This window comes from Exiguobacterium sp. s146 (assembly GCF_018618415.1).
In the GTDB taxonomy this organism is placed as follows: Bacteria; Bacillota; Bacilli; order Exiguobacteriales; family Exiguobacteriaceae; genus Exiguobacterium.
In genome coordinates, this window is record NZ_JACSMA010000001.1 from 491,600 (window position 1) to 512,218 (window position 20,619).

Annotated in this window: 19 protein-coding genes; 8 read left to right on the top strand and 11 right to left on the bottom strand. The window is 54.5% G+C overall.

The window, feature by feature from the left end:
• Positions 1-34: 34 nt before the first annotated feature.
• From KNP83_RS02590 to KNP83_RS02600, 3 genes are read right to left on the bottom strand one after another with little or no spacing between them, the layout of a single operon-like run.
• Complete coding sequence (locus tag KNP83_RS02590; RefSeq protein WP_214760275.1) at positions 35-1,135, bottom strand: ABC transporter permease; 1,101 nt, start codon at positions 1,133-1,135, stop codon at positions 35-37.
• The gene (locus tag KNP83_RS02595) at positions 1,122-2,261 is read right to left on the bottom strand and encodes an ABC transporter permease (RefSeq protein WP_251139159.1); all 1,140 of its coding nucleotides are present in this window, start codon (positions 2,259-2,261) and stop codon (positions 1,122-1,124) included. The genes KNP83_RS02590 and KNP83_RS02595 overlap by 14 nt, the downstream gene beginning before the upstream one ends.
• Before the next feature lie 5 nt (positions 2,262-2,266).
• Positions 2,267-3,199, bottom strand: a complete 933-nt coding sequence (locus KNP83_RS02600; protein WP_214760278.1) for an ABC transporter ATP-binding protein — start codon at positions 3,197-3,199, stop codon at positions 2,267-2,269.
• 146 nt (positions 3,200-3,345) lie between these two features.
• On the opposite strand from KNP83_RS02600, the gene KNP83_RS02605 reads away from it, so the two are divergent.
• Both KNP83_RS02605 and KNP83_RS02610 read left to right on the top strand, forming a co-directional pair.
• Complete coding sequence (locus KNP83_RS02605; protein ID WP_214760280.1) at positions 3,346-3,744, top strand: hypothetical protein; 399 nt, start codon at positions 3,346-3,348, stop codon at positions 3,742-3,744.
• Between the two features lie 57 nt (positions 3,745-3,801).
• Entirely contained in the window at positions 3,802-3,999 is a 198-nt protein-coding gene (locus KNP83_RS02610) for a CsbD family protein (protein ID WP_021066447.1), read from the top strand.
• Positions 4,000-4,038: 39 nt separating this feature from the next.
• Here KNP83_RS02610 and KNP83_RS02615 read toward each other — a convergent pair whose 3' ends face one another.
• From KNP83_RS02615 to KNP83_RS02650, 8 genes are all read right to left on the bottom strand, one after another.
• Positions 4,039-4,962, bottom strand: coding sequence for a CAP domain-containing protein (locus tag KNP83_RS02615; RefSeq protein ID WP_214760282.1), 924 nt, complete (start codon positions 4,960-4,962; stop codon positions 4,039-4,041).
• 113 nt (positions 4,963-5,075) lie between these two features.
• Entirely contained in the window at positions 5,076-6,257 is a 1,182-nt protein-coding gene (locus KNP83_RS02620; protein ID WP_251139224.1) for an exo-beta-N-acetylmuramidase NamZ family protein, read from the bottom strand.
• A 215-nt stretch (positions 6,258-6,472) separates the two neighbouring features.
• Positions 6,473-8,107: a C39 family peptidase gene (locus tag KNP83_RS02625; protein WP_214760286.1), complete on the bottom strand. Its 1,635-nt coding sequence runs from the start codon at positions 8,105-8,107 to the stop codon at positions 6,473-6,475.
• Between the two features lie 113 nt (positions 8,108-8,220).
• A complete protein-coding gene (locus tag KNP83_RS02630; RefSeq protein WP_214760288.1) occupies positions 8,221-8,979 on the bottom strand; it encodes an ABC transporter permease in 759 nt (252 codons plus the stop codon).
• Positions 8,979-9,827 (bottom strand): ABC transporter ATP-binding protein, encoded by an 849-nt coding sequence (locus tag KNP83_RS02635; protein ID WP_131471867.1) that lies wholly within the window; start codon positions 9,825-9,827, stop codon positions 8,979-8,981. The genes KNP83_RS02630 and KNP83_RS02635 overlap by 1 nt, the downstream gene beginning before the upstream one ends.
• A complete protein-coding gene (locus KNP83_RS02640) occupies positions 9,824-10,027 on the bottom strand; it encodes a PLD nuclease N-terminal domain-containing protein (RefSeq protein WP_021066453.1) in 204 nt (67 codons plus the stop codon). Before KNP83_RS02640 ends, KNP83_RS02635 begins: the two co-directional genes overlap by 4 nt.
• Positions 10,028-10,133: 106 nt before the next feature.
• Positions 10,134-10,547, bottom strand: coding sequence for a universal stress protein (locus KNP83_RS02645; protein WP_214760291.1), 414 nt, complete (start codon positions 10,545-10,547; stop codon positions 10,134-10,136).
• Positions 10,548-10,657: 110 nt separating this feature from the next.
• On the bottom strand, positions 10,658-12,139 hold the full coding sequence (locus KNP83_RS02650) for a SulP family inorganic anion transporter (protein ID WP_214760292.1): 1,482 nt from the start codon (positions 12,137-12,139) through the stop codon (positions 10,658-10,660).
• Positions 12,140-12,368: 229 nt separating this feature from the next.
• Here KNP83_RS02650 and KNP83_RS02655 point away from each other — a divergent pair, with 229 nt between their 5' ends.
• The 6 genes from KNP83_RS02655 to KNP83_RS02680 all read left to right on the top strand — a co-directional run bounded on the left by KNP83_RS02655 (position 12,369) and on the right by KNP83_RS02680 (position 20,555).
• On the top strand, positions 12,369-12,686 hold the full coding sequence (locus KNP83_RS02655; protein WP_214760294.1) for an ArsR/SmtB family transcription factor: 318 nt from the start codon (positions 12,369-12,371) through the stop codon (positions 12,684-12,686).
• Positions 12,687-12,787: 101 nt separating this feature from the next.
• A complete protein-coding gene (locus KNP83_RS02660; protein ID WP_214760296.1) occupies positions 12,788-14,074 on the top strand; it encodes an arsenic transporter in 1,287 nt (428 codons plus the stop codon).
• Positions 14,075-14,086: 12 nt separating this feature from the next.
• Positions 14,087-15,745, top strand: a complete 1,659-nt coding sequence (locus KNP83_RS02665) for an FAD-dependent oxidoreductase (protein WP_214760298.1) — start codon at positions 14,087-14,089, stop codon at positions 15,743-15,745.
• A 181-nt stretch (positions 15,746-15,926) separates the two neighbouring features.
• Positions 15,927-18,848, top strand: coding sequence for a type I pullulanase (pulA, locus tag KNP83_RS02670; protein WP_214760300.1), 2,922 nt, complete (start codon positions 15,927-15,929; stop codon positions 18,846-18,848).
• A 198-nt stretch (positions 18,849-19,046) separates the two neighbouring features.
• Positions 19,047-20,120, top strand: a complete 1,074-nt coding sequence (locus KNP83_RS02675) for a nitric oxide synthase oxygenase (RefSeq protein ID WP_214760302.1) — start codon at positions 19,047-19,049, stop codon at positions 20,118-20,120.
• An 18-nt stretch (positions 20,121-20,138) separates the two neighbouring features.
• A complete protein-coding gene (locus tag KNP83_RS02680; protein WP_251139161.1) occupies positions 20,139-20,555 on the top strand; it encodes an RDD family protein in 417 nt (138 codons plus the stop codon).
• The last annotated feature ends 64 nt before the right edge of the window (positions 20,556-20,619 follow it).

Below are 20,619 nucleotides of genomic sequence, written 5' to 3' on the forward strand. Positions count from 1 at the left end.
CATGAAAAAGGAGAGCCATCGCGGTTCTCCTTTTTCATGTGAGCGGTCGTTTCTTCAACGCCCAGCCGATGACGAGAAAGATGACGAGCGCCATCCCGAGCAAGATGAGGACCGAGTTGAGCGGGAAGCGGTCCTCGTACATCTGAGCGACCCCGTAGTTGAACCAATACGTCGGCAAGAAGCGACCGACGACTTGGAGCGTCTCCGGAAGCCACGTCAGACTGATGAATGCGCCGCCGGTGATGGCCGCCGCCATCGTCACGGACGTCTGCCATATGTTCGCCTTCTCTCGGTGCGTCGCAAGAATCGCGATAAGCGACCCGATGGCGAGACAGACGAACAGATAGACGATGAACAACAACGTGAGGACAGGCAGGTGCGTCAAGATATCTTGTCGGTAAAGCACGGCACTGAAAACGAGCAGCATGAACACATAGATCAGTCCGACCGCACAGAACGAGAGGAACAGCGAACCGATGTAACGCCGTGGCGTGACTGGGGCCGCGAACAGGCGCGCGTAAATCTTCTCGTCCCGGTCGTCGGCGACGAACAACGGGATGAACTGGAGAAAGGCCGACATCATAACGAATGATAGTAGACCGAGGAACGCCTGCGTCCGCGCTGTCGTCGCCACGCTCTGTTGGAACGGTTCACTCGAGAGCGTATAGCCGTTCTCCGTCTCACGCTCGGCCAGTTCGGTGAACCGATCTTCGTCAAACCCGCTCGCCACAAGCAATTGCCGCTCCCGGGACAGATGCGAGTTGAGTGCCTGCTCGATCAACGCGGCGTCACTTCCTTCAGTCGCGCTGAACGAGAGACGCGGCGTCTCGCCATTCAAGAGCGCCTCGGTGAATCCGTCCGGAATCGTCAAGACGACGTCTTGTCCTTGCAGTAACGCCTCATCGGTCTCGTCCGTCTCGAGCGGTGTCACCGAACCGAACCGTCCCGCCTCTTCAATCACACGACCGGCGAGCGTCCCGCCATCGCGGTCGAGGATGCCGATTGAGGCGTTCAAGGTCGACGTCGAACTGAGAAACGAGAGAATCAAGGCGAAACCGAATACGGAGACGAACGTGAACACCCACAGCCCTTTTTTTCGAAGCATGCGTTTGGCGACATGTCTAAATAGCACCACGACGGTTCACCCCTTTCCAAAGCAACAGACTGAGGACGGCGAACACGAGGAGATGCAAGGCGAGCCACCCGAGGCTTTGCCAAAACACGGCCGAATCCCCGCCGCGCAGGAGAACCTGAAGGATGCCTTCCCGCATGAAAATCGGCATGAAAACGTACTGGGCCCATGGCGCCACGCTCAACGTCACTTGATCGAAACCAGGGACGTAACCGCCAGAGAGAATCATGATGATGGCGACGAATCCGTTGACGATCGCGTCTTTCGTACTGCGCGAGAGACGGGGCAGGCTCGACACGAGAAAGCCGAATGCGGTGCCGTATAGGGCCAGGGCGAGCCAAGCGATGAATAAGAGCCCGAAATGGACATAATCGAGCGAGAAACTGCGATACACGAAGTGACTGAACCAAAACACGAGCACGAGTTGCAGGAAGATGAGGGTGTACCGACTCAGGCTGCGGGCCAGGCGGTACTCGATCCGTTTGACCGGAGCGGCTTGAATGCGGAGATAACTCCCGGTCATCGGCTGTTCCTCGCTGAGCATGCCGGTGATATAGAACGCACCGAACAGCGCCGTCATGATGGAAATCGTGACGGTGAAGTATTCGAGTGACGTCGGGGTCCGGCCCGATAAATCGACGCTCTCGCTGTCGATGAACGTTTCGGCCTCGAACGGGGCGGAGACACCTGCCTCGGCGAGCATAATCTGCTGATTGGCGACGTCCGTATATTGCCGCAGGATGGCCTCGATGACATCGAATTCGATGGTCGATGGTTCCTCGTACAACAGACGAACATCGGGACCGTCCAAATGGAGGATGACGTCGGCGTCACCGTCGTTCACGCCCGTTTCGGCAGCGGCGATACTCTCGTACGGGACGAGATTGATGAATGATTGGATGTCGTCGTCGGCGAGGAACGTCTCGAGTGGCGCCCGGTAGTCATCCGTCGATTGCTCGACGTAAGCGACGTCCGTGACCGGGAGCGAGAAGTTGTTGTTGAAGATGGCCGACAACATCGTTCCGAGCCCGAAAATCAGGATGATTGGGAAGAGGAGCATCCAAAACAAGGTCGAGCGGTCGCGCAGTTGCTGTTTGACATCATATTTGATGAACGTCCATAGTCTCATCGTCATCACTCCCTTAGTGTCTTACCGGTCAGGGCCAGGAAGACGGTGTTGAGCGACGGACGGTCGACCGAAATCGAGGTGAAGCGGACGCGCTCGTCATGCAGGACATCAAGTAGCGGGGCGAGCGGTGTATCCTTCTCGAGCGACACGTCGAGGAATGGTTCCTCGTATTCGACTTTCTTCACCCGTTCGAGCGCTTCCAATCGTTCGAGAAGACCCGGGGTGAGGGCGTCGACTTTGATGCGGGCCGTCTCGAGTGTCATGACTTGGTCTTTCAGCTCGTCTTGCGTCCCCTCGGCGATAATCCGCCCCTCATCGACGATGGCGACCCGGTCGCATAGCATCTCGACTTCCTCCATATAGTGGGAGGTGTAGATGATGGTCGCCCCGCGCCGATTCAACTCGCGGATGTTCTCAAGGATGGTATTGCGTGACTGCGGGTCGATGGCGACGGTCGGCTCATCCATGAAGATGAGCTCCGGCTCATGGACGATGCCGCAGGCGATGTTGAGACGACGAAGGAGCCCCCCGGACAGTTCCGGCGGACGTTTCTTTTGATGGGGCGTGAGCTCGACAAAGTCGAGGGCGGCCACGGTCTTTTGTTTGGCCTCGGAAGGGTTGAATCCATATAACTCGGCGAAAAATTGAATGTTCTCGAATACCGTCAGCTGGTCGTACACGGAGACGTGCTGCGGTACGATGCCGACACGCCGCTTAATCGTCTGCTCGTCCTTTGGCATCGACTGATCAAAAATTTGAATAGTGCCACTGTCGGCGGGATATAAGTTCAGCATGACGGAGATGGCGGTCGTCTTCCCGGCCCCGTTCGGTCCGAGCAAACCGAACAGCTCGCCGGCCTCGACGTGAAGTGAAAAGTCGTTCAAGGCAATCGTCTCACCGAACCGTTTCGTGACATGGTCGAGCGCGATGATAGACACGTGGACGCAACTCCTTTCAAATGAGGAACGTGAAAAAGCATACAATGTTTTGTTCCCGTTTGCAGGAACTTCCGAACCCGATGCCGAATGAATTATAATAGTCGAATTATTCAGACAATTAATGGGAGTTGAAGTGAGGGATCGCGATGAAAGGGTGGCAGTTCAATAAAGAAGAGTCGAGCGAGAAGTTTCCGGACGAGATGGCGTGGGCGTTGTTTTGTACGGTTGAACCGAAGCGGATGGATACGACACTTCCGTTTTATTACGACGAGTCGGTGTTCCGTTTCTCGAACGGGACGGAGTCGTTTTATTTCAAAATCTCTCCGAGTTATCACGAGTTCGAGGTGAACGTCAAAGACGCGTCGGGCGAGTTGCTGTACTATCAGCTGTTGCGAACGGTCGGGAAAGTCGAGGTGCTCGAGGATCGGCGCGATCACGGCGAGCTGTTGATCGTCATGAACGAGGACCGGGACCGCACGGTGACGACGATTGAATTGACCGTCCGACCGCGTTTCCGGGTACTCGTCAAAGAACACTATGTTTGAGTTTTCCTCACAGTGGTACATCAATTAGACAGCATGTACAACGAGGAGGAGATTCACATGAAAGACGGACTTAACAAAAAAGTTGATGGTTTGATCGATAAAGCGGCAGGCAAAGCGAAAGAAGCGGTCGGCAAAGCAACGGACAATCAATCGCTCAAACGTGAAGGCCAGAAAGATCAAGTGAAAGGGACGGCCAAAGAGAAGACCGGCCAAGCCCAACAAAACCTCGAAAGCCTGAAAGACGAACGACGCTAACAAAATGGGGAAGTCGCAATCGATGCGACCTCCCCATTTTCATTTGGTCAAAAAGACTTGGACGTGAATCGTCGAGCCTTGCGCATTCTTGGCGGTACCGACACCGAGGTGGGTGAAGTTCCCGTTCAAGATGTTGGCGCGGTGCCCGCTCGAGTTCATCCAGGCGTTCACGGCTTGTGCCGGATCGCTCGACCCCATATAGATGTTCTCACCCCAACCGCGATAGCTGACGTTGTAAGCGTCGAGTGTGTCACCTGGGCTCCCGTTCTCACGGAGCTGATGCGAGAATTGCCCCGTCCGTGCCATCTCGTCGGCCCGGACTTGGGCGACGCGGTTGGCTTCGCTCGACACTGCGAGTGCCGATAGACCTGCTGTCTGACGCTCTTCGTTCGTCTCGGCCAAGACACCGCTCGCCGGCGCTTTGAACGTGATATGTTTTGCCAAAATATACCCGGTCTTCGTGCCGATGTTCACTTTATACCAACGTGTCGTGCCCGTATACCGATACGAGATCGTCTCGAGCTTCATCCCTTGGCGCAAGAACACGACATTCGACGAGGTCGTGAGCGGGCGTGACTTCAAGTAGACGCTTGATGGGGCGACGAACGTCGTCTTCGTGAACGCGACTTCGGCTGTCGATAGCTTGACATACGTGGCCGGGACATACCCATAGCCTGTACCCCATTGGATTTTGTACCAACGGGTGCCATTCGTCGTGAATGACGTCCGGACCATCATCGTGCCGTCCCGAACAATTTTACCTAGACTTGACGCTGAGCCTGACGGTGTTTTGCGGACGTTGATTTGACTGATGCCCGTAACGGAACCTTTTGTGTTGACGGACGTCTCACGATAGGAGGCTTCGACCGTGGTCGGGTTGACGGTGAGCGGAGTGGTCGGCGGAGTAAATGTGAACGCGGTCGCGAGGGCGGCAGCGAGCAAGACTGAGGCAGATTTTTTCAAAATGGGAAGCTCCTTTTTCGATAATATAACCATATAATATATTGAATAGGGCGATAATGGGTATTACCATTTCATTACAAAAAGAGACAGACTCCGTGGAGCCTGTCTGGTCCTTATTTATACAACAAATACTCTTTCCGAATCGGCAAGAACGCATCGCGCTCGGCATCGACTTTCGTCATGATTGCCTCAAGCGATTCGCCGGAGAGAATCATATCTTTCACGTAGGCGTTCCCGGTCAGCTTCGTGATGAAGTCGTTGGCGAGGAACTCGAAGTCGTCCGGATACAGGTCGTGTGCCGTCTTGACCATAGCGATGCCGGTCTTGACCGCTTCGAACTTCGTCGGCTCCGTAACGTATACTTCGACGCCGTGCGACAGTTTGCCTGCGTTCTTCGAGAACGTCGGTGTGAACGAGGCGGCGCGGAACGTGACACCTGGTAGTTCGAGGTCGTTCAACGTTTTGGCGTAGTCATGCGCCTTCACATACGGGGCGCCAATCAATTGGAACGGCTTCGTCGTGCCACGTCCTTCCGACAGGTTCGTCCCTTCAAATAGTCCAGTCGCCGGATAGACGTTGACCGTGTCCGTCGTCGGCATGTTCGGTGACGGCATGACGAACGGGAGTCCGGTATCTTCGTACAGCATCGAACGCTTCCAGCCCTTCATCTTGACGACTTCGAGGTCGGCTTGAATCTGATATTCCGTGTTGAACAAGCGGGCGAGCTCACCGACGGTCATGCCGTGCTTGAGCGGGATCGGATAGAGGCCGATGAAGCTCGAATAGGCCGGGTCGAGCACGGGTCCTTCGACACGGAGGCCACCTTGCGGGTTCGGCCGGTCGAGGACGACGAACGGAATATCATTCTCGGCTGCGGCTTCCATTGCATACGCCATCGTATAGATGTACGTATAGAAGCGCGTACCGACATCTTGAATGTCGAAGACGAGAACATCGACGTCTTTGAGCATTTCAGCCGTCGGTTTTTTCGTCGCCCCGTACAGACTATAGACAGGGAGTCCGGTCACTTCGTCAATATAAGAGCTGATTGTCGATCCGGCTTGCGCATCACCGCGGACACCGTGTTCCGGTCCATACAGTGCCGTCAATTCGAAATCATCCGAGTTATGGAACAAGTCGACGATGCTCGTCATGTTGGCATCGATTCCGGTCGGGTTTGTGATCAGACCGACGCGTTTACCAGCCAATATGTCAGGGTTGTCCATCAACCGGTCGACCCCGAGCTCGACTTTCGGTTTCTTCGGCTCTGACTTGGCATCGGCATCGAGCAACATGACAGATGACGTGACGAGCGTGAGGGCGGCGAGGCCGCCAATCCATTTCTTCATAACTGTTCCTCCTTCATGAATGTAAGCGCTTTACTACTTACTGGAAAGTGTACCATTTTGTATTTTTAATTCAATATAAAGTAACTAAAATAGGAAATTTTATTTCTATATTTGATTCGTTGTACCTAAAATGCCACCAGATTTCTCTGATGGCTGGATGCTTATCGTACGGCAAGTGCTTTCCATCCCGTCGCGCCCATGACCGAGCTGACTTGGCTTTTCGGGATGACGAGGCGACCGCGGTACGGGTCGTTGATGTAGAGGTTGTTCTTGTCATAACCCGTCGCGAGCATGACGTGGTAATTGACGAAACCGGTGAACTTTTGGTTCGAAGCGGTATACCAATTGAAGTGACCGTACGGCTGTTTGAAGTCGACGCTCGCCCAGACGATGACCGGATTGCCGAGTGACAGCTCGCGCTCGATGGAAGCTAATCCTTGGCCGGATAAGTCTTTCACAGGCCGGTACTTGCTCGAGAAGTTGATCATGCCTTTCGGATAGATGCCGTAGTTGCGATATTTGCTGAGCTTGCCTTTCGGGTCGCCTGTGAACATGACGTTCGGGTCGACCCAGCGATAGAGCCGGTTCTCATAGCGGGCGTTCCACATGCTTTTTGGCATCTCCCGGTACAACGTCTCGGCGCTGACGACGCGTCCTTTTTTCTCGAGCGCCATCTTGAGCGAGAAGAACTCGCAGCCGGACGGGTAGCCCATCTGGAATTGACGATAGAGCGGCACACTCATCTTATACGAGGACAGCGGGTTGCTATAGACACCGCGTGCGTCAAACGCGGCGTTGCCGATCCGTTTGTTCTTATACATGACACCCGATGAATCGAAGAAATACCATTTACTGTTGATGACTTGCCAATCCGTCTTCTTCGTCAAAGTTGGCGCGTAATACTCGTATTGCGTCGTATACTTCCAACCGGTCTCGCGGACGCCGGTCGAGTGAAAGTAGTAATAATGGCTCCCGACCTTATGTTTTCCTTGCAGGCGATAACCGTAGACGGGATGGAACCCGTATACCTTACCTTCAATCGTCTGCAGACCGTAGCGACGTTTTCCGTCCGTCCCGAAATAGTAATAGCGGGCGGCGACTTTTTGGACGCCGGCCAACCGATAGCCATACGTCTCATGGAAGCCATAGACGGTCGTGCCAATCTTTTTCAAGCCGTGCTGGCGTACACCGGTTGTCCCGAAATAGTAGTGGCGCGTGCCGACTTGTTGCCACCCGGTCGCGACGCGGCCATCTTTCAAGAGCAAGTACTTCTTGCCGTTGATCGTGTACATGCCGGTGCGGATCGTCCCGTTGTCGAAGACGTAATGCTTCACGCCGTTGACCGTCTGCCAACCGTTCAACCGTTTCCCTTCAAGAGAGAACAAGTAGCGTTTCCCGTCCACGGTCAAAAAGCCGGTCGCCATGACGCCGTTCGATTTGAAGTAGTAAAGCCCGTCCGTGAGCTGCTGCCAGCCTTTCAACTGCTTCCCGTCGTCGGCGAACAAGTAGGTCGCCCCGTCAATCTCATAGCGCCCGGTGACGAGCACTCCGTCCGTTTCAAAATAATATGTAGCGCCATCGATAGCTTGCCATCCGACGGCCATCGTCCCATCTGTTGCGAAATAGTACGTCTTGCCGTCAATCACCTGCCAGCCGGTCAGCACCGTACCGTCTTTTGTCGTATAGACCGTTCCCGTTGCCGTCGTTTGAAACCCGGCCGCGGCATGGACGTGGTCGGTACTGAGGATGATGCTCATACTGACGGCCAATCCGGCCATTACATGACTCCACTTCATAGTTGTTCCTCCGCAATCGTTTTGCAAAATTGGTATTATTTTGTAAATTAAGTATACATGAGAAAAGCCGCCATGACTCGGCGGCTAAAGGACTATTTTGAAAAGTTGTGACATCAGGACGAACGGCTTATGAACAACAACCGTTTCGAGGCGATGAACAGCGTAACTCCAATCAATAAGCCACTGCTGACAATCGGCCAAACGAGTAAACTCTCGCCCATGAGCACCTCAGCCGATAACGAGCCGAGCCGCCATGGCATCCAGTCCCACTCGAGCCAGCCGATGAGGAGCGACATGATGAAATGGAGTGCGAGCGTGATGACGAGGGCGATGAGACCGCTCTCGAGCAACGCCGCGAACAAGAAGAAGATGGACAGCTGGACGACAAAATGAAGCATGAGCAGCCCGGTCGCGACCAAGAAATCGGTGACGTCGAACGAATCGAACAGGACAATCGTGTAGTAGGCGGCGCTCAATTGGGCCAGTCCGATTGCGACGACGGCGAGCAATGAATAATGGCCCCATTTGCTGAGGACGATGCGCGTGGCCGGGATTTTGAGCGACTTGAGCCAGGCGAGCGTGCCGAGCGACCGTTCATGGCTGAACGTATGCATCGCCGATAAGAGCACGACGAGCAAGCCGATTTGTCGCAACTGTTCGCTCGCTGACATGAGCACTTCTTCTGGTGATGGGGTCGGAATCTCGATGACCGCACCGTCCGGCAAGTTGCCGCCCGAGGCCAAGATGTCCGGGAGGAAATAGAGCGTGAGCGGCTGCATCGCCGCGAGCAGCATTAACGCGATCGGGACCCAGATGAGTCGCTTGTTGCGCCATGACTCTTTCCACTCTTGCTTGAAGATGGCCAGTTTCATCAGGCGTTCACCTCCAAGAACAGGGATTCGAGCGACGGATGCCCAACATGGAGCGATTGGAGCCTTAAACCGCGTTCGAGGAGCAGTTGCAGCAGCGCCCGTTCCGTCACGTCTTTCGCGTCTGTCTCGAGTTCCCACGTCGTCCCGGAACGGGTGACGTGACTGACGCCTGGGAGTGTCCGCCACTCGTCTTCCGTCACGACGTCATTGAACAGACGGACTTGAATCGAGGACTTCGAGCCGAGCAAATCGGTCACGGTCCCTTCCATGAGCAGGCGACCTTGCCGGAGCAGGAGCACCCAATCGCTCGCTTCCTCGGCGTCCGGGAGCACGTGCGTCGAATACAGAATCATCCGCTCCCGTTTCAAGTCGCTCAACAGGTCGAGCACTTCCCGGCGGCCGCGCGGGTCGAGCGCGGATACCGGCTCATCGAGCAACAGCAGTTCCGGGTCATGGACGAGCGCCTGGGCGATGCCGAGCCGTTGTCGCATACCGCCGGACAAGTGTGCCGCCGGTCGATCGACGGGCTCGAGTCCGACCCGTTTCAACAAATGGACCGGGTCGACATTCGTGACGCCGGTCAACTCGGCCGCATAGCGAATCGTCTCGACCGGTGTGAGCGATGGATAGAGCGCCGGTCGCTGTGGCAGATAGCCGATACGGATGGCGTCATGCCCGACGATTTGTCCGGACGTCGGTGTCGTCACGCGGGCAATCATATTGAGCAGTGTCGTCTTGCCGGCCCCGTTCTCACCGAGGAGCGAGGTACAGCCGGGGCGGAGTGAGAAGCTGACGTCGTCGAGCGCGGTGAACGTGCCGAATCGTTTCGTCAGTTGGGTGACGTTCATCGTTTCGTCCGTCCCCATAGGAAGTACACGATCGGGCCGAGAATGTTGATGAACAGGATGACGAGGAGCCATACCCATTTCGGTCCGTTCGTTTCTTGCCGTTTGAGCAAATCAATCAAGGCGACGACGAGCAAGATGAGTTGCAGCACGAGCAATGGCAAGAGGATGAGCAATAAATTTGAGTCATTAGTAATGTCCAATTATGTTCCTCCTTTGTAAATGAGTTCACTATTCCATTCCACATATAGGACCTATTTCCTGTATACAATAGAAAAAAGCCCTTTCTCTGCAAAGAAAGGGTGACAATCATTTGACGATGATGACCGGGGCCAGGGCTCGCTTGGCCAGCTTATGGCTGACGCTGCCAAGCACGAACTCTTGGAACGTGTTCAGTCCGCGTGAACCGACGACGACGTACTCGTACGGCTGATGGTTCGCATATTTGACGAGCTCGACGTCCGGCTCCCCACGAAGTTCGATGTATTCATACTCGAGCCCAGCTGCGACGACTTGATCGAAGAGCGGTTGCAACATCTGTTGGCGCTTCGTTTCAAGATCGATGTTACCGGTCGAGTTGAGTGCGGCTTCTTTCGATTCCTTGGCGCTGACGACATGGACGATGTCAATCGAGGCGTCTGATGCGATGGCGAGCTGAATCGCTTTCTCAAGTGCTCGCTTCGAGTGGGCAGATCCGTCTGCCGCTAAAAATACCTTTCCCATTAAAACGTCCTCCTCTTTCACACAATCTACTTTTAGTATATGCGAAATGGTAGAGCCATGGATAGAAAAAAGGGAGCGAACGCGAATGTTCACTCCTGAAAAAAATCGAATCAATGGCTGGCGTTCGCATCTTGTTGCTTCACGTGCAGCGCGAGCGTATTAAGCAGTTTCTCTGAATCTTTGTTCAAGTTCAACAGTTCCAGCTCGATCCCGGCCTCACGGTACTTGAAGACGACTTTATCGATGGCACCGATGGCCGAGTCGTCCCATAGGTGCGTGTTCGAGAAGTCGATGGTGACATGTTTGACCCCGTCATCGGCATCTTCGGTCACATCGAACTGGTTGACGAACTCGGATGTCGAGGCGAAGAAGAGCTGCCCGTTCACGATGTAACGGGCACGGTCGGCGTTCACGCTACGGTCGAGTTCAATTTTCGAGATTTTCGCGGCGAAGAGGATGGCTGCCGTCAAAATCCCGGCGAACACACCGAGCGACAAGTCGTGCGTGACGACCGTGACGAGCACCGTCATGAGCATGACGAGCGTATCCGATTTTTGAGCGGTCCGCATCGCTTTGAGCGAGCTCCAATCGAACGTCGCATACGAGACGAAGAACATGACGCCGACGAGGGCGCCGACCGGGATGAGCATCAATACATCACTCATCGTCATGATCATGATGAACAACGCGAGTCCGGCGACGAACGTCGACAGGCGCCCACGGGCACCGGACGAGACGTTGATGACCGATTGGCCGATCATCGCACATCCTGGCATCCCGCCGAAGAGACCGGCGATGATGTTGGCGATACCTTGTCCTTTTGATTCCCGATTCTTGTTCGAATCGGTTCCGGTCATATCATCGACGATTTGTGCCGTCAACAGCGATTCGATCAATCCGACGAAGGCGAGGGAGATCGAGTAGGGAAGGATGATCATCAACGTCTCAAACGTCAACGGGACGTTCGGGAATAAAAATTCCGGGAGCGTTGCTGAAATCGTACCCATGTCGCTAATGTTTTTCGTCTCGAGCCCGAGCGTGATCGCCAGAATCGTCATGGCGACGATGGCGACGAGCGGTGCCGGGATGACTTTGTTGATGCGTGGGAACAAGAAGATGATGGCGAGCGATCCAATGACGAGCGCCCAGATAATCCAGCTTTCACCTTCAAAGTTCGTCAATTGCGCCTGGAAGATTAAAATCGCCAAGGCATTGACGAAGCCGACCATGACGGCGCGCGGGATGAACTTCATCAAGCGGGCGATGCCGAAATAGCCGAGCGCAATTTGAATGATTCCAGCGAGAATCCCGGCCGCGAGTAAATACTGCAACCCGTAATCGGCGACGAGCGAGACGATGACGAGCGCCATCGCACCGGTCGCAGCCGAAATCATGGCCGGACGCCCACCGGCAATCGAGATGACCATTGCGATGATGAACGACGCATATAACCCTACCATCGGATCGACTCCAGCGATTAAGGAGAAGGCAATCGCCTCAGGGATGAGGGCGAGCGCGACGACGAAGCCGGCTAGGACGTCAGCCCGGACGTTGCCGAGCCAATCTTGTTTAATCGTATTCAATTTTTCCAAAAGAACACACCTCTCTATATATTTTTTGACTTTGATCTCCGAGTCTCACGAAGATCAAATGCCGCATTATATGAGAGAAAGTATTCAACCAATACATGTTTTCACAACGTCATTCATCATAGCGGATTTTTTCTGAGAAGACAATTGCTCGTTATGAAAAACTATGGTATTTTCATAACGTAAAGGTTATATAACGGATTTGTTATACAGATAAGGAAGGAGAATGACGATGCATACTGTAGATGATTTAAGTAAAGTGCTCAAAGTGCTCGCCGATCCGACCCGTTTGACGATGCTGAAGCAGATGCAGGGCGGGGAGCAGTGTGCCTGCAGTTTTGTCGACTGTTTCGACATCTCGCAACCGGCGATTAGCCGACATTTGAAGATGATGCGTCAAGCGGGGCTATTGTTGGAACGCCGCGACAAGCAATGGATTCACTATCGGCTGAACGAGACGAGCCCGTTCTATAAGATCGTCGTCGATCTGCTCGACAACATCGAGACGGTCGATGCGAGTTGTGATTGTGAGACGGACTGTGCGATTTGAGGAGGAAAGATATTGAACGTCACGAAGTGGACATCCACTTCGCTCTTCTTAGGATTAGGTAAAACGGTTAATCAAATAGAGAATTATTGGAGGAACTCATTGTGCAGTGGATTGCTAGTATCATCTTTTTAGTGACGCTTTTCCTCATCATCAAGCAACCGAAAGGCCTCGGCATCGGTTACTCGGCGATGGGGATGGCGGCGCTTGCCCTCATCACCGGAGTCGTCAATTTGGATGACGTCGGTACTGTGTGGGGCATCATTTGGAACGCGACGTTCACATTCGTTGCGCTCATCGTCATCTCGCTCATCTTGGACGAGATTGGCTTCTTTGAATGGGCAGCCTTACATATGGCCCGCATCGCCAAAGGCGGCGGTGTGAAGCTGTTCGTCTATATCACGTTGCTCGGTGCGCTCGTCGCAGCCTTGTTCGCCAATGACGGGGCCGCACTCATCTTGACGCCGATTGTCCTCGCGATGGTGCGGGCGCTCAAGTTGCCGGACGCGGTCGTGTTGGCGTACGTCATGGCGTCAGGGTTCATCGCCGATACGGCGAGTCTGCCGTTCGTTATCTCGAACCTCGTCAACATCGTCTCGGCCGACTTCTTCGGCATCGGTTTCGCCGAGTATGCGGCGCGGATGGTGTTCGTCAACGTCTTCGCCGTCAGCGGAAGTTTGCTCGTCCTTTACTTGTATTTTAAGAAGGACATCCCGAAGCAATATGACTTATCGAAACTCGTCGAACCGGCCTCGGTCATCAAAGACCATACGATGTTCCGTTTGTCGTGGGTCGTGCTCGCTCTTCTCGTCATCGGCTACTTCACGAGCGACATCGTCGGCATTCCGGTCTCGCTTGTGGCTGGCGTCATCGCGATATTCTTTCTGATTATGGCGAACCGTTCACCGGCCGTACCAACTCGGTCCGTGCTCCGCGGGGCGCCTTGGGCCATCGTTTTCTTCTCGCTCGGGATGTATATCGTCGTCTACGGGTTGCAGAACGCCGGACTGACGCAAGTGCTCGCCAACTTCATCGATTGGTTTGCTGTGAATACCTTCAGCGCCACGTTCGGGATGGGCTTCTTGGCTGCCATCTTGTCGTCGGTCATGAACAACATGCCGACCGTCATGATTGATGCGCTCGCCATCGATTTGACGACTACGACCGGCCAGATTCGGGAAGCACTCATCTATGCGAACGTCATCGGGTCCGACCTCGGTCCGAAAATCACGCCGATTGGTTCACTGGCGACATTGCTATGGCTCCACGTGCTTCGCTCAAAAGGTTTGCGCATCGGTTGGGGTCAGTACTTCAAAGTCGGCATCATTCTGACGATTCCGACGCTCGCGATCACATTGCTTGGACTTTACATCAGCCTACTACTTTACTAAGGAGTGTTTATAATGAAATTGGTCATCATCGGTTCGGTCGCCGCCGGTACATCGGTCGCGGCGAAGGCACGTCGGAACAACGAAGACGCTCGAATCACCATCTACGACCGGGATTATGATATCTCGTACTCAGGGTGTGGCATCCCATACTATGTCGGCGGTGAAGTCGAGTCGCGTGACGATTTGACGCCTCGCGATGCGGCGTTCTTCAAGAAACGGTACAATCTCGACGTCATGACGCGCCATAACGTGACGGCCATCGATGCCGACGCGCAAACGGTCACGGTCGAGAACCTCGAGACGGGTGAATCGTTTACCGACAGCTACGACTTGTTGGTGCTCGCGACAGGTGCCTCGAGCATCATCCCGCCGATTCCGGGTGTCGATTCGGATAACGTGTTCCCGATTCGCAACATCCAGAACGCCGAAGCGACACGCAACTTTGTCGATGCGACGAATCCGAAACACGCGACGATTATCGGTGCCGGTTTCATCGGTCTCGAGATGGCCGAGCAGCTCAAGCTGCGCGGCGTCGATGTCACGGTCATCGAACGCATCCCGCAAGTGATGCCGCCGCTCGATAAGGACATGGCCTGCCGCGTCGAGGATCACCTCGTGAAGAACGGCATTGAACTCATGCTCGGTGAGACGGTGACGGAACTGGTCGGTGATGGTCACGTCGAACGTGTCGTCACGGAGAGCGGCAAGACGGTCGAAACGGACCTCGTCATTCTCTCCGTCGGTGTCCGTCCGAACACGGAACTGGCGAAGTCGATTGGTGTCACAATCGGGGAGACGGGCGCGATCGCCATCAACGAGCGCATGGAGACGAACGTGAAGAACGTCTATGCGGCTGGCGATGTCGCCGAAAGCTTCTCGCTCGTCACAGGCAAGCCGATTTGGCGTCCGCTCGGGTCGACGGCAAACAAGATGGGTCGTGCCCTCGGTGATTTAATCACAGGAGGCGACCTTGAACACCGTGGCATCCTCGGGACGGGCATTTTCAAAGTGTTCGGTCTCGCTGTCGCGCAGACCGGTCTGTCAGAACGGGAAGCTCGTGAACTTGGCTATGACGTCGAAGTGCTCCATAATACGAAACCGGACAAACCGGCCTATATGGGCGGGAAGGACATGACGATTAAAGCGATCGGGGACCGGGCGACACGCCAACTGCTCGGCGTTCAAATCGTCGGCTTTGAAGGTGTCGACAAGCGCATCGACGTGTTCGTCACGGCCATCACTTTCAAGGCGAAAGTCGATGACTTGTTCCATCTCGACCTCGCGTACGCCCCGCCGTTCTCGACGACGAAAGATCCGGTCATGTACACAGGAATGGCACTCGCGAACAGTATGAACAAATCGGCGCGTCTCATCACGCCGGGCGAGCTGCAGAAACGGATTGATGCAGGTGAGGATATGCAAATCATCGATACGCGTAAAGCCTCGCAGTTCGAGAAAGCGTGCGTCGACTGTGCGGTCAACGTGCCGCTCGGTGATTTGCGCGAAGCCGCCAAGGACATGGACAAAGACAAGCCGACCGTCGTGTACTGCAACGGTGGGGTGACGGGGAACGCAGCGCAAAACGTGCTCCGTAACCTCGGGTTCACTGACGTCTACAACTTGTCAGGCGGGAACAAGAACTATCAGTTGTTCAAGAAATATGGGAATTAATATGCGGCGGCCTGCATCATCAGGTCGCCTTTTTTGTGCCGTTTTGTCATCGCCTTCCAAAGTCACTCTCGAGATAGGAGTACTTCCCTATTGTTTAGAAAAAGATTGTATTTCGAAAAGGAAACGTTTACAATTTTTGTGTAAGCGTTTTCCTGAAATTATGCTACAAGGAGGGACCCACATGGTCAACAAACGATGGAAACAGGCATGGGCAGTTGCGCTAACGTTTGCACTAGTGTTCTCAATGTTTCCGATGTCATCGTCCGCTCTCGAGAAAGACAAGTCGACACTCGTCGTCGTCCACTATCAAGAGGCACCGGACAATCAAATGGATTGGAACTTATGGCTTTGGGCGAATAACCCAGATTATTTCCCGAACAAACCGTTCGCCTTCAATGGCGAAGACGACTTCGGAAAGGTGGCGGCCTACGAATTCCCGGTCGACGCACCAGAAAAGCTCGGTCTCATCGTCCGTACGGACAATTGGGAGAAAGATAAAGGGTCGGAGAACGACCGCTTCATCACGAGCGATATGATTAAAGACGGCGTTGCCGAAGTGTGGATCAAGTCAGGGGACTCGAAGATCTATACGTCGAACCCGGACGGGGAGACGGCAGCAACGGACGTGGATATGAAAGTTCATTACTTCCGTTACGACAATACATACACGGACTGGGGTCTTTGGACATGGCCAGACGGTGGCGACGGTCAAAGCATGAACTTTGATGAAACGGACGCATTCGGCGGTGTCGCGAACGTGAAGTTCGCCAACCCGGACGCGAAGAAGCTCATCGGACTCGTCACGAAAAAAGGCGAATGGGCCGAAAAAGATGGGCCAGACCGGTTCGCACTCAGCACGGCGAAAGAGATTTGGCTCGTCGAAGGAGATTCGACGATTTACTACTCAGAACCTGAAATCGATCGCTCACCGAAAATCATCTCATTCGAGGCGGACACGTTCCGCCAAGCGGAACTCAAGCTCAACCGCGTCATCGATGACAAGTTCTTGAGCGAATTGACGGTCGAAGGCGCAACGGTCGAATCTCTCGAGAAGTCAGGCGACAAGTCGGTCACGGTCCGCTTCAAGGCCGACATCGACTTGGCGGCGGTCATCACGGCGAAGCACCCGACGTTCGGAGACAAAGTGCTCCAAGCGGGCGACGTGCTCCGGTCACCGGAGTTCGATGCGAAGTACGCCTATGACGGCAAGCTCGGTGTGACGTACAAGCACTCAAAATCACAATTCGTCCTCTGGGCCCCGACGGCACAAGACGTGAAACTCGAACTATGGAACATGCCGAAAACACGTCCAGCTTCAGATAAAGATTTAAAGAAGACGATTTCGATGAAACGTGGCGAGCGCGGCACATGGGTCGCGGACGTCCGCGGCGACTTGGACGGCATCGGCTACACGTACAACGTCAAGCACGCATCAGGCAGCGTCCGCGCGGTCGATCCGTACGCGACGGCGGTCGGTGTGAACGGGGACCAAGGGGTCGTCGTCGACTTGAACGAGACGAAACCGAAACGTTGGAACGCGATGAAGCCAAAATTGGCGAAACGGACAGATGCCATCATCTATGAGACGCACGTCCGCGACTTGTCGATTTTCGACGTCACGTCAGACAAGTACGACTCAGGCATCAAACATAAAGGCAAATATCTCGGTGTCGTCGAGCCAGGCACACGCCTTCTCGTCAACGGCAAGAAGACGGCCACGAAGACAGGTCTCGACCATATGAAAGACCTCGGTGTCACGCACGTCCAGTTCATTCCGGTGTACGACTATAACACGGCCTCGGTCGATGAGACGAAACCGGATGCTTCGTACAACTGGGGCTATGACCCGAAAAACTATAATGCGCCGGAAGGCTCGTATTCGACGAATCCATATGACGCGAAAGTCCGGATTCGTGAGATGAAACAAATGATTCAAGGGCTGCATGACAACAACTTGCGTGCCGTCATGGACGTCGTCTACAACCACATGTTCGATGCACAGGCTTCGAACTTGCATAAGATCGTTCCAGGTTACTACTACCGTTACACAGAGGGCGGCGACTTCGCGAACGGAACGGGCGTCGGCAACGACACCGCGTCGGAACGCAAGATGATGCAGAAGCTCATCGTCGACTCGGTCGTCTATTGGGCACAAGAGTACCATTGGGATGGGTTCCGTTTCGACCTCATGGGCATCCATGACGTCAAGACGATGAACCAAGTCCGTTCGGCGTTGAACAAGGTCGATTCATCGATTCTCGTCTTCGGCGAAGGATGGGACCTCAGCACCCCGCTCGACCCGGCGAAAAAAGCGAACCAAAAGAACGCCTACAAGATGCCAGGCGTCGCGCACTTCAACGACAACATCCGCGACGGGCTGAAAGGCAGTGTCTTCATCGACACGGACAACGGCTTCATCAACGGAAAAGCCGGCCTTGAGAACCGCATCAAGACAGGCATCGTCGGCGAAATCGATTACAGCGCCGACATCAAAGGCTTCACGAAAGAACCGACACAAGCAATCACGTACGTCGAGGCGCACGACAACCACACGCTCTGGGACAAGCTCGAACTCACGAACGCGAAAACGTCGGAAGCGACACGTACGAAAATGCACCGTCTCGCGTCAAGCATTCTCTTGACGAGCCAAGGGACAACGTTCATCCATGCCGGTCAAGAGTTCATGCGGACGAAAGAAGGCGACCACAACTCGTACAAATCGCCGGACCGCATCAACCAAATGGACTGGAAACGGGCCGCTGACCGCAAGGCGGACGTCCAGTACATGAAGGGCTTGATTGAAATGCGTAAAGACAACCCAGGTCTTCGCATGACAAAAGCAGCGGACGTTAAGAAAAACTTGAAATTCTATAAAGCCGAAGCGAACGTCATCAGCTATTCAATCGATGACAAAGCGCCGGGCCAAAAGAAAGACTTGTTTGTCACGCACAACGCCAACGGCAAGGCGGTCAAAGTGAAATTGCCGAGCGGGCAATGGAACCTCATCGTCGATGGGAAACAAGCGGGCACGAAGGCGATCAAACGCGTCTCGGGCACGGTCGATGTACCAGCATACAGCTCGGTCGTCGTGAAACAACGTTAAGTAGTTCACCAGAGGTCAAAAGACCTCTGGTTTTTTTATATGTCCATCCGGTTCGATGTGCGATTCCGAAAAATCATTCCCATGCTTGTTCAATCTAACAGCCCGCACATCGTCCTGCTTTTTTATCGCGTCCGGGTAGAAAACGGGTGTGGTTTCCCTTAAGATGGGAGGGACAGAACGAAAGAGGAGATACATGAGATGGACATTCAGGCAGCCCGACACTTTTTCTCACAACTAAAAGGCGATCAGACGGATCGGCTCGATGAGATTGCGAAAGAAATCGACCGTACGGGAACGTATACGCTCACGACCGACGAGTTGACCGAGGGCGCGAAACTCGCCTGGAGGAACTCAAACCGATGCATCGGCCGTCTGTTTTGGCAGACGCTCACCGTCCGGGATGCCCGCAGCGCGGAGACGTTCGACGATGTGTTCGAAGCACTCATCGATCACTTGCGTTACGCGACGAACGGCGGAAAAATCCGCTCGACGATGACGGTGCTCCCGAACGAGTTCCGTTTGCTGAACACGCAACTCATCCGGTATGCGGCGTATGAGACGGAAGACGGGATTATCGGCGATCCGCTGTCCTTAACGATGACGCGACAGGCCGAACGACTCGGCTGGAGTGGGGCCGGCACCGAGTTTGACGTCTTGCCGCTGTTGATTACGGACGGGCGTCAGGTCCGGCTCTATGAATTGCCGGACGACGCGGTATTCGAAGTCGAGATTCGTCATGACGCGTACGACCTGTTTGCCGGACGACCGATTAAGTGGCATGCCGTCCCGGCCATCGCCGACATGGAACTAGAGATTGGCGGTCTGCGCTTCACCTCGGTGCCGTTCAACGGCTGGTACATGGAGACCGAGATTGGGGCGCGCAACTTGGCCGATACGGACCGCTATAATCTCTTGCCGCTCGTCGGCACGTCGCTCGGACTCGATACGTCAAAAGAGCGGACGCTCTGGCGCGACCGGGCCCTCGTCGAGTTGAACGTCGCCATCTTGCAGTCGTTCGAGCGGGCGGGCGTGACGATTGTCGACCACCATACGGCGGCGAAACAGTTCAAACGGTTCGAGAAGAACGAACAAGATGCAGGACGCGATGTGACCGGGCAATGGAGCTGGCTCATCCCGCCGCTGTCACCAGCCGCGACGCACGTGTTCCATCGTCATTATGATGACAAAATTGTGACGCCGAACTTGTTCGCACGTTCGGGTTGTCCGTTTTCGGCGTTTCAAGCGAAGGCAAAAGAGGAATCTAAAGCCTAGAACCGAAACGAGAGGATGATGAACGTGGCAGTCCCAATTTGGAAACGTGCCGTTGCCAGTCAGATTGACCAACTCATTTTTCAAACGCCTGCGAAACTCGTCGAGAAGACGATTCGGAAAAAGTTGTTTCCTGGAAAAGAAGTGAAACGTTACTATTTGCCGACGCTCGTGACGATGGCCGGGGAAGTGTATTTCCTACTCAACAAAAATGGGCAGACGATTGGCGACCAAGTCGTCGGGATTAAAGTCGTCAGTCAAGACGGGCGACCGCTCTCGCTCGAACAAGTCGTGAAGCGGACGTTGTATAAAGACGTCGTCTATCCGGCGACACTCGGTCTGCCACTGTTAAAAGCGTTACAACAAATCAAGTCGGGCGAAGACATGGAATTGCCGCACGATGAGTTTGCCCATACGAAACTGATTTCGACACGATGAGTCGAAGCCGAAGACAGCGCGACGATGAGTCGGGCTGTCTTTTTTCGTCCAAATCAGTCGGAAA

What these genes read in the sequence shown, in the direction of transcription:
- KNP83_RS02635 (WP_131471867.1), bottom strand. Translation starts at nt 9,827, where the DNA reads ATGAACGTCACCCAACTGACGAAACGATTCGGCACGTTCACCGCGCTC.
- KNP83_RS02620 (WP_251139224.1), bottom strand. Translation starts at nt 6,257, where the DNA reads ATGTTGCTCGATGCCGATGCCAAGTCAGAGCCGAAGAAACCGAAAGTC.
- KNP83_RS02625 (WP_214760286.1), bottom strand. Translation starts at nt 8,107, where the DNA reads ATGAAGTGGAGTCATGTAATGGCCGGATTGGCCGTCAGTATGAGCATC.
- KNP83_RS02645 (WP_214760291.1), bottom strand. Translation starts at nt 10,547, where the DNA reads ATGGGAAAGGTATTTTTAGCGGCAGACGGATCTGCCCACTCGAAGCGA.
- KNP83_RS02680 (WP_251139161.1), top strand. Translation starts at nt 20,139, where the DNA reads ATGAACGTGGCAGTCCCAATTTGGAAACGTGCCGTTGCCAGTCAGATT.
- KNP83_RS02610 (WP_021066447.1), top strand. Translation starts at nt 3,802, where the DNA reads ATGAAAGACGGACTTAACAAAAAAGTTGATGGTTTGATCGATAAAGCG.
- KNP83_RS02630 (WP_214760288.1), bottom strand. Translation starts at nt 8,979, where the DNA reads ATGAAACTGGCCATCTTCAAGCAAGAGTGGAAAGAGTCATGGCGCAAC.
- KNP83_RS02675 (WP_214760302.1), top strand. Translation starts at nt 19,047, where the DNA reads ATGGACATTCAGGCAGCCCGACACTTTTTCTCACAACTAAAAGGCGAT.
- KNP83_RS02605 (WP_214760280.1), top strand. Translation starts at nt 3,346, where the DNA reads ATGAAAGGGTGGCAGTTCAATAAAGAAGAGTCGAGCGAGAAGTTTCCG.
- KNP83_RS02655 (WP_214760294.1), top strand. Translation starts at nt 12,369, where the DNA reads ATGCATACTGTAGATGATTTAAGTAAAGTGCTCAAAGTGCTCGCCGAT.
- pulA (WP_214760300.1), top strand. Translation starts at nt 15,927, where the DNA reads ATGGTCAACAAACGATGGAAACAGGCATGGGCAGTTGCGCTAACGTTT.
- KNP83_RS02665 (WP_214760298.1), top strand. Translation starts at nt 14,087, where the DNA reads ATGAAATTGGTCATCATCGGTTCGGTCGCCGCCGGTACATCGGTCGCG.
- KNP83_RS02595 (WP_251139159.1), bottom strand. Translation starts at nt 2,261, where the DNA reads ATGAGACTATGGACGTTCATCAAATATGATGTCAAACAGCAACTGCGC.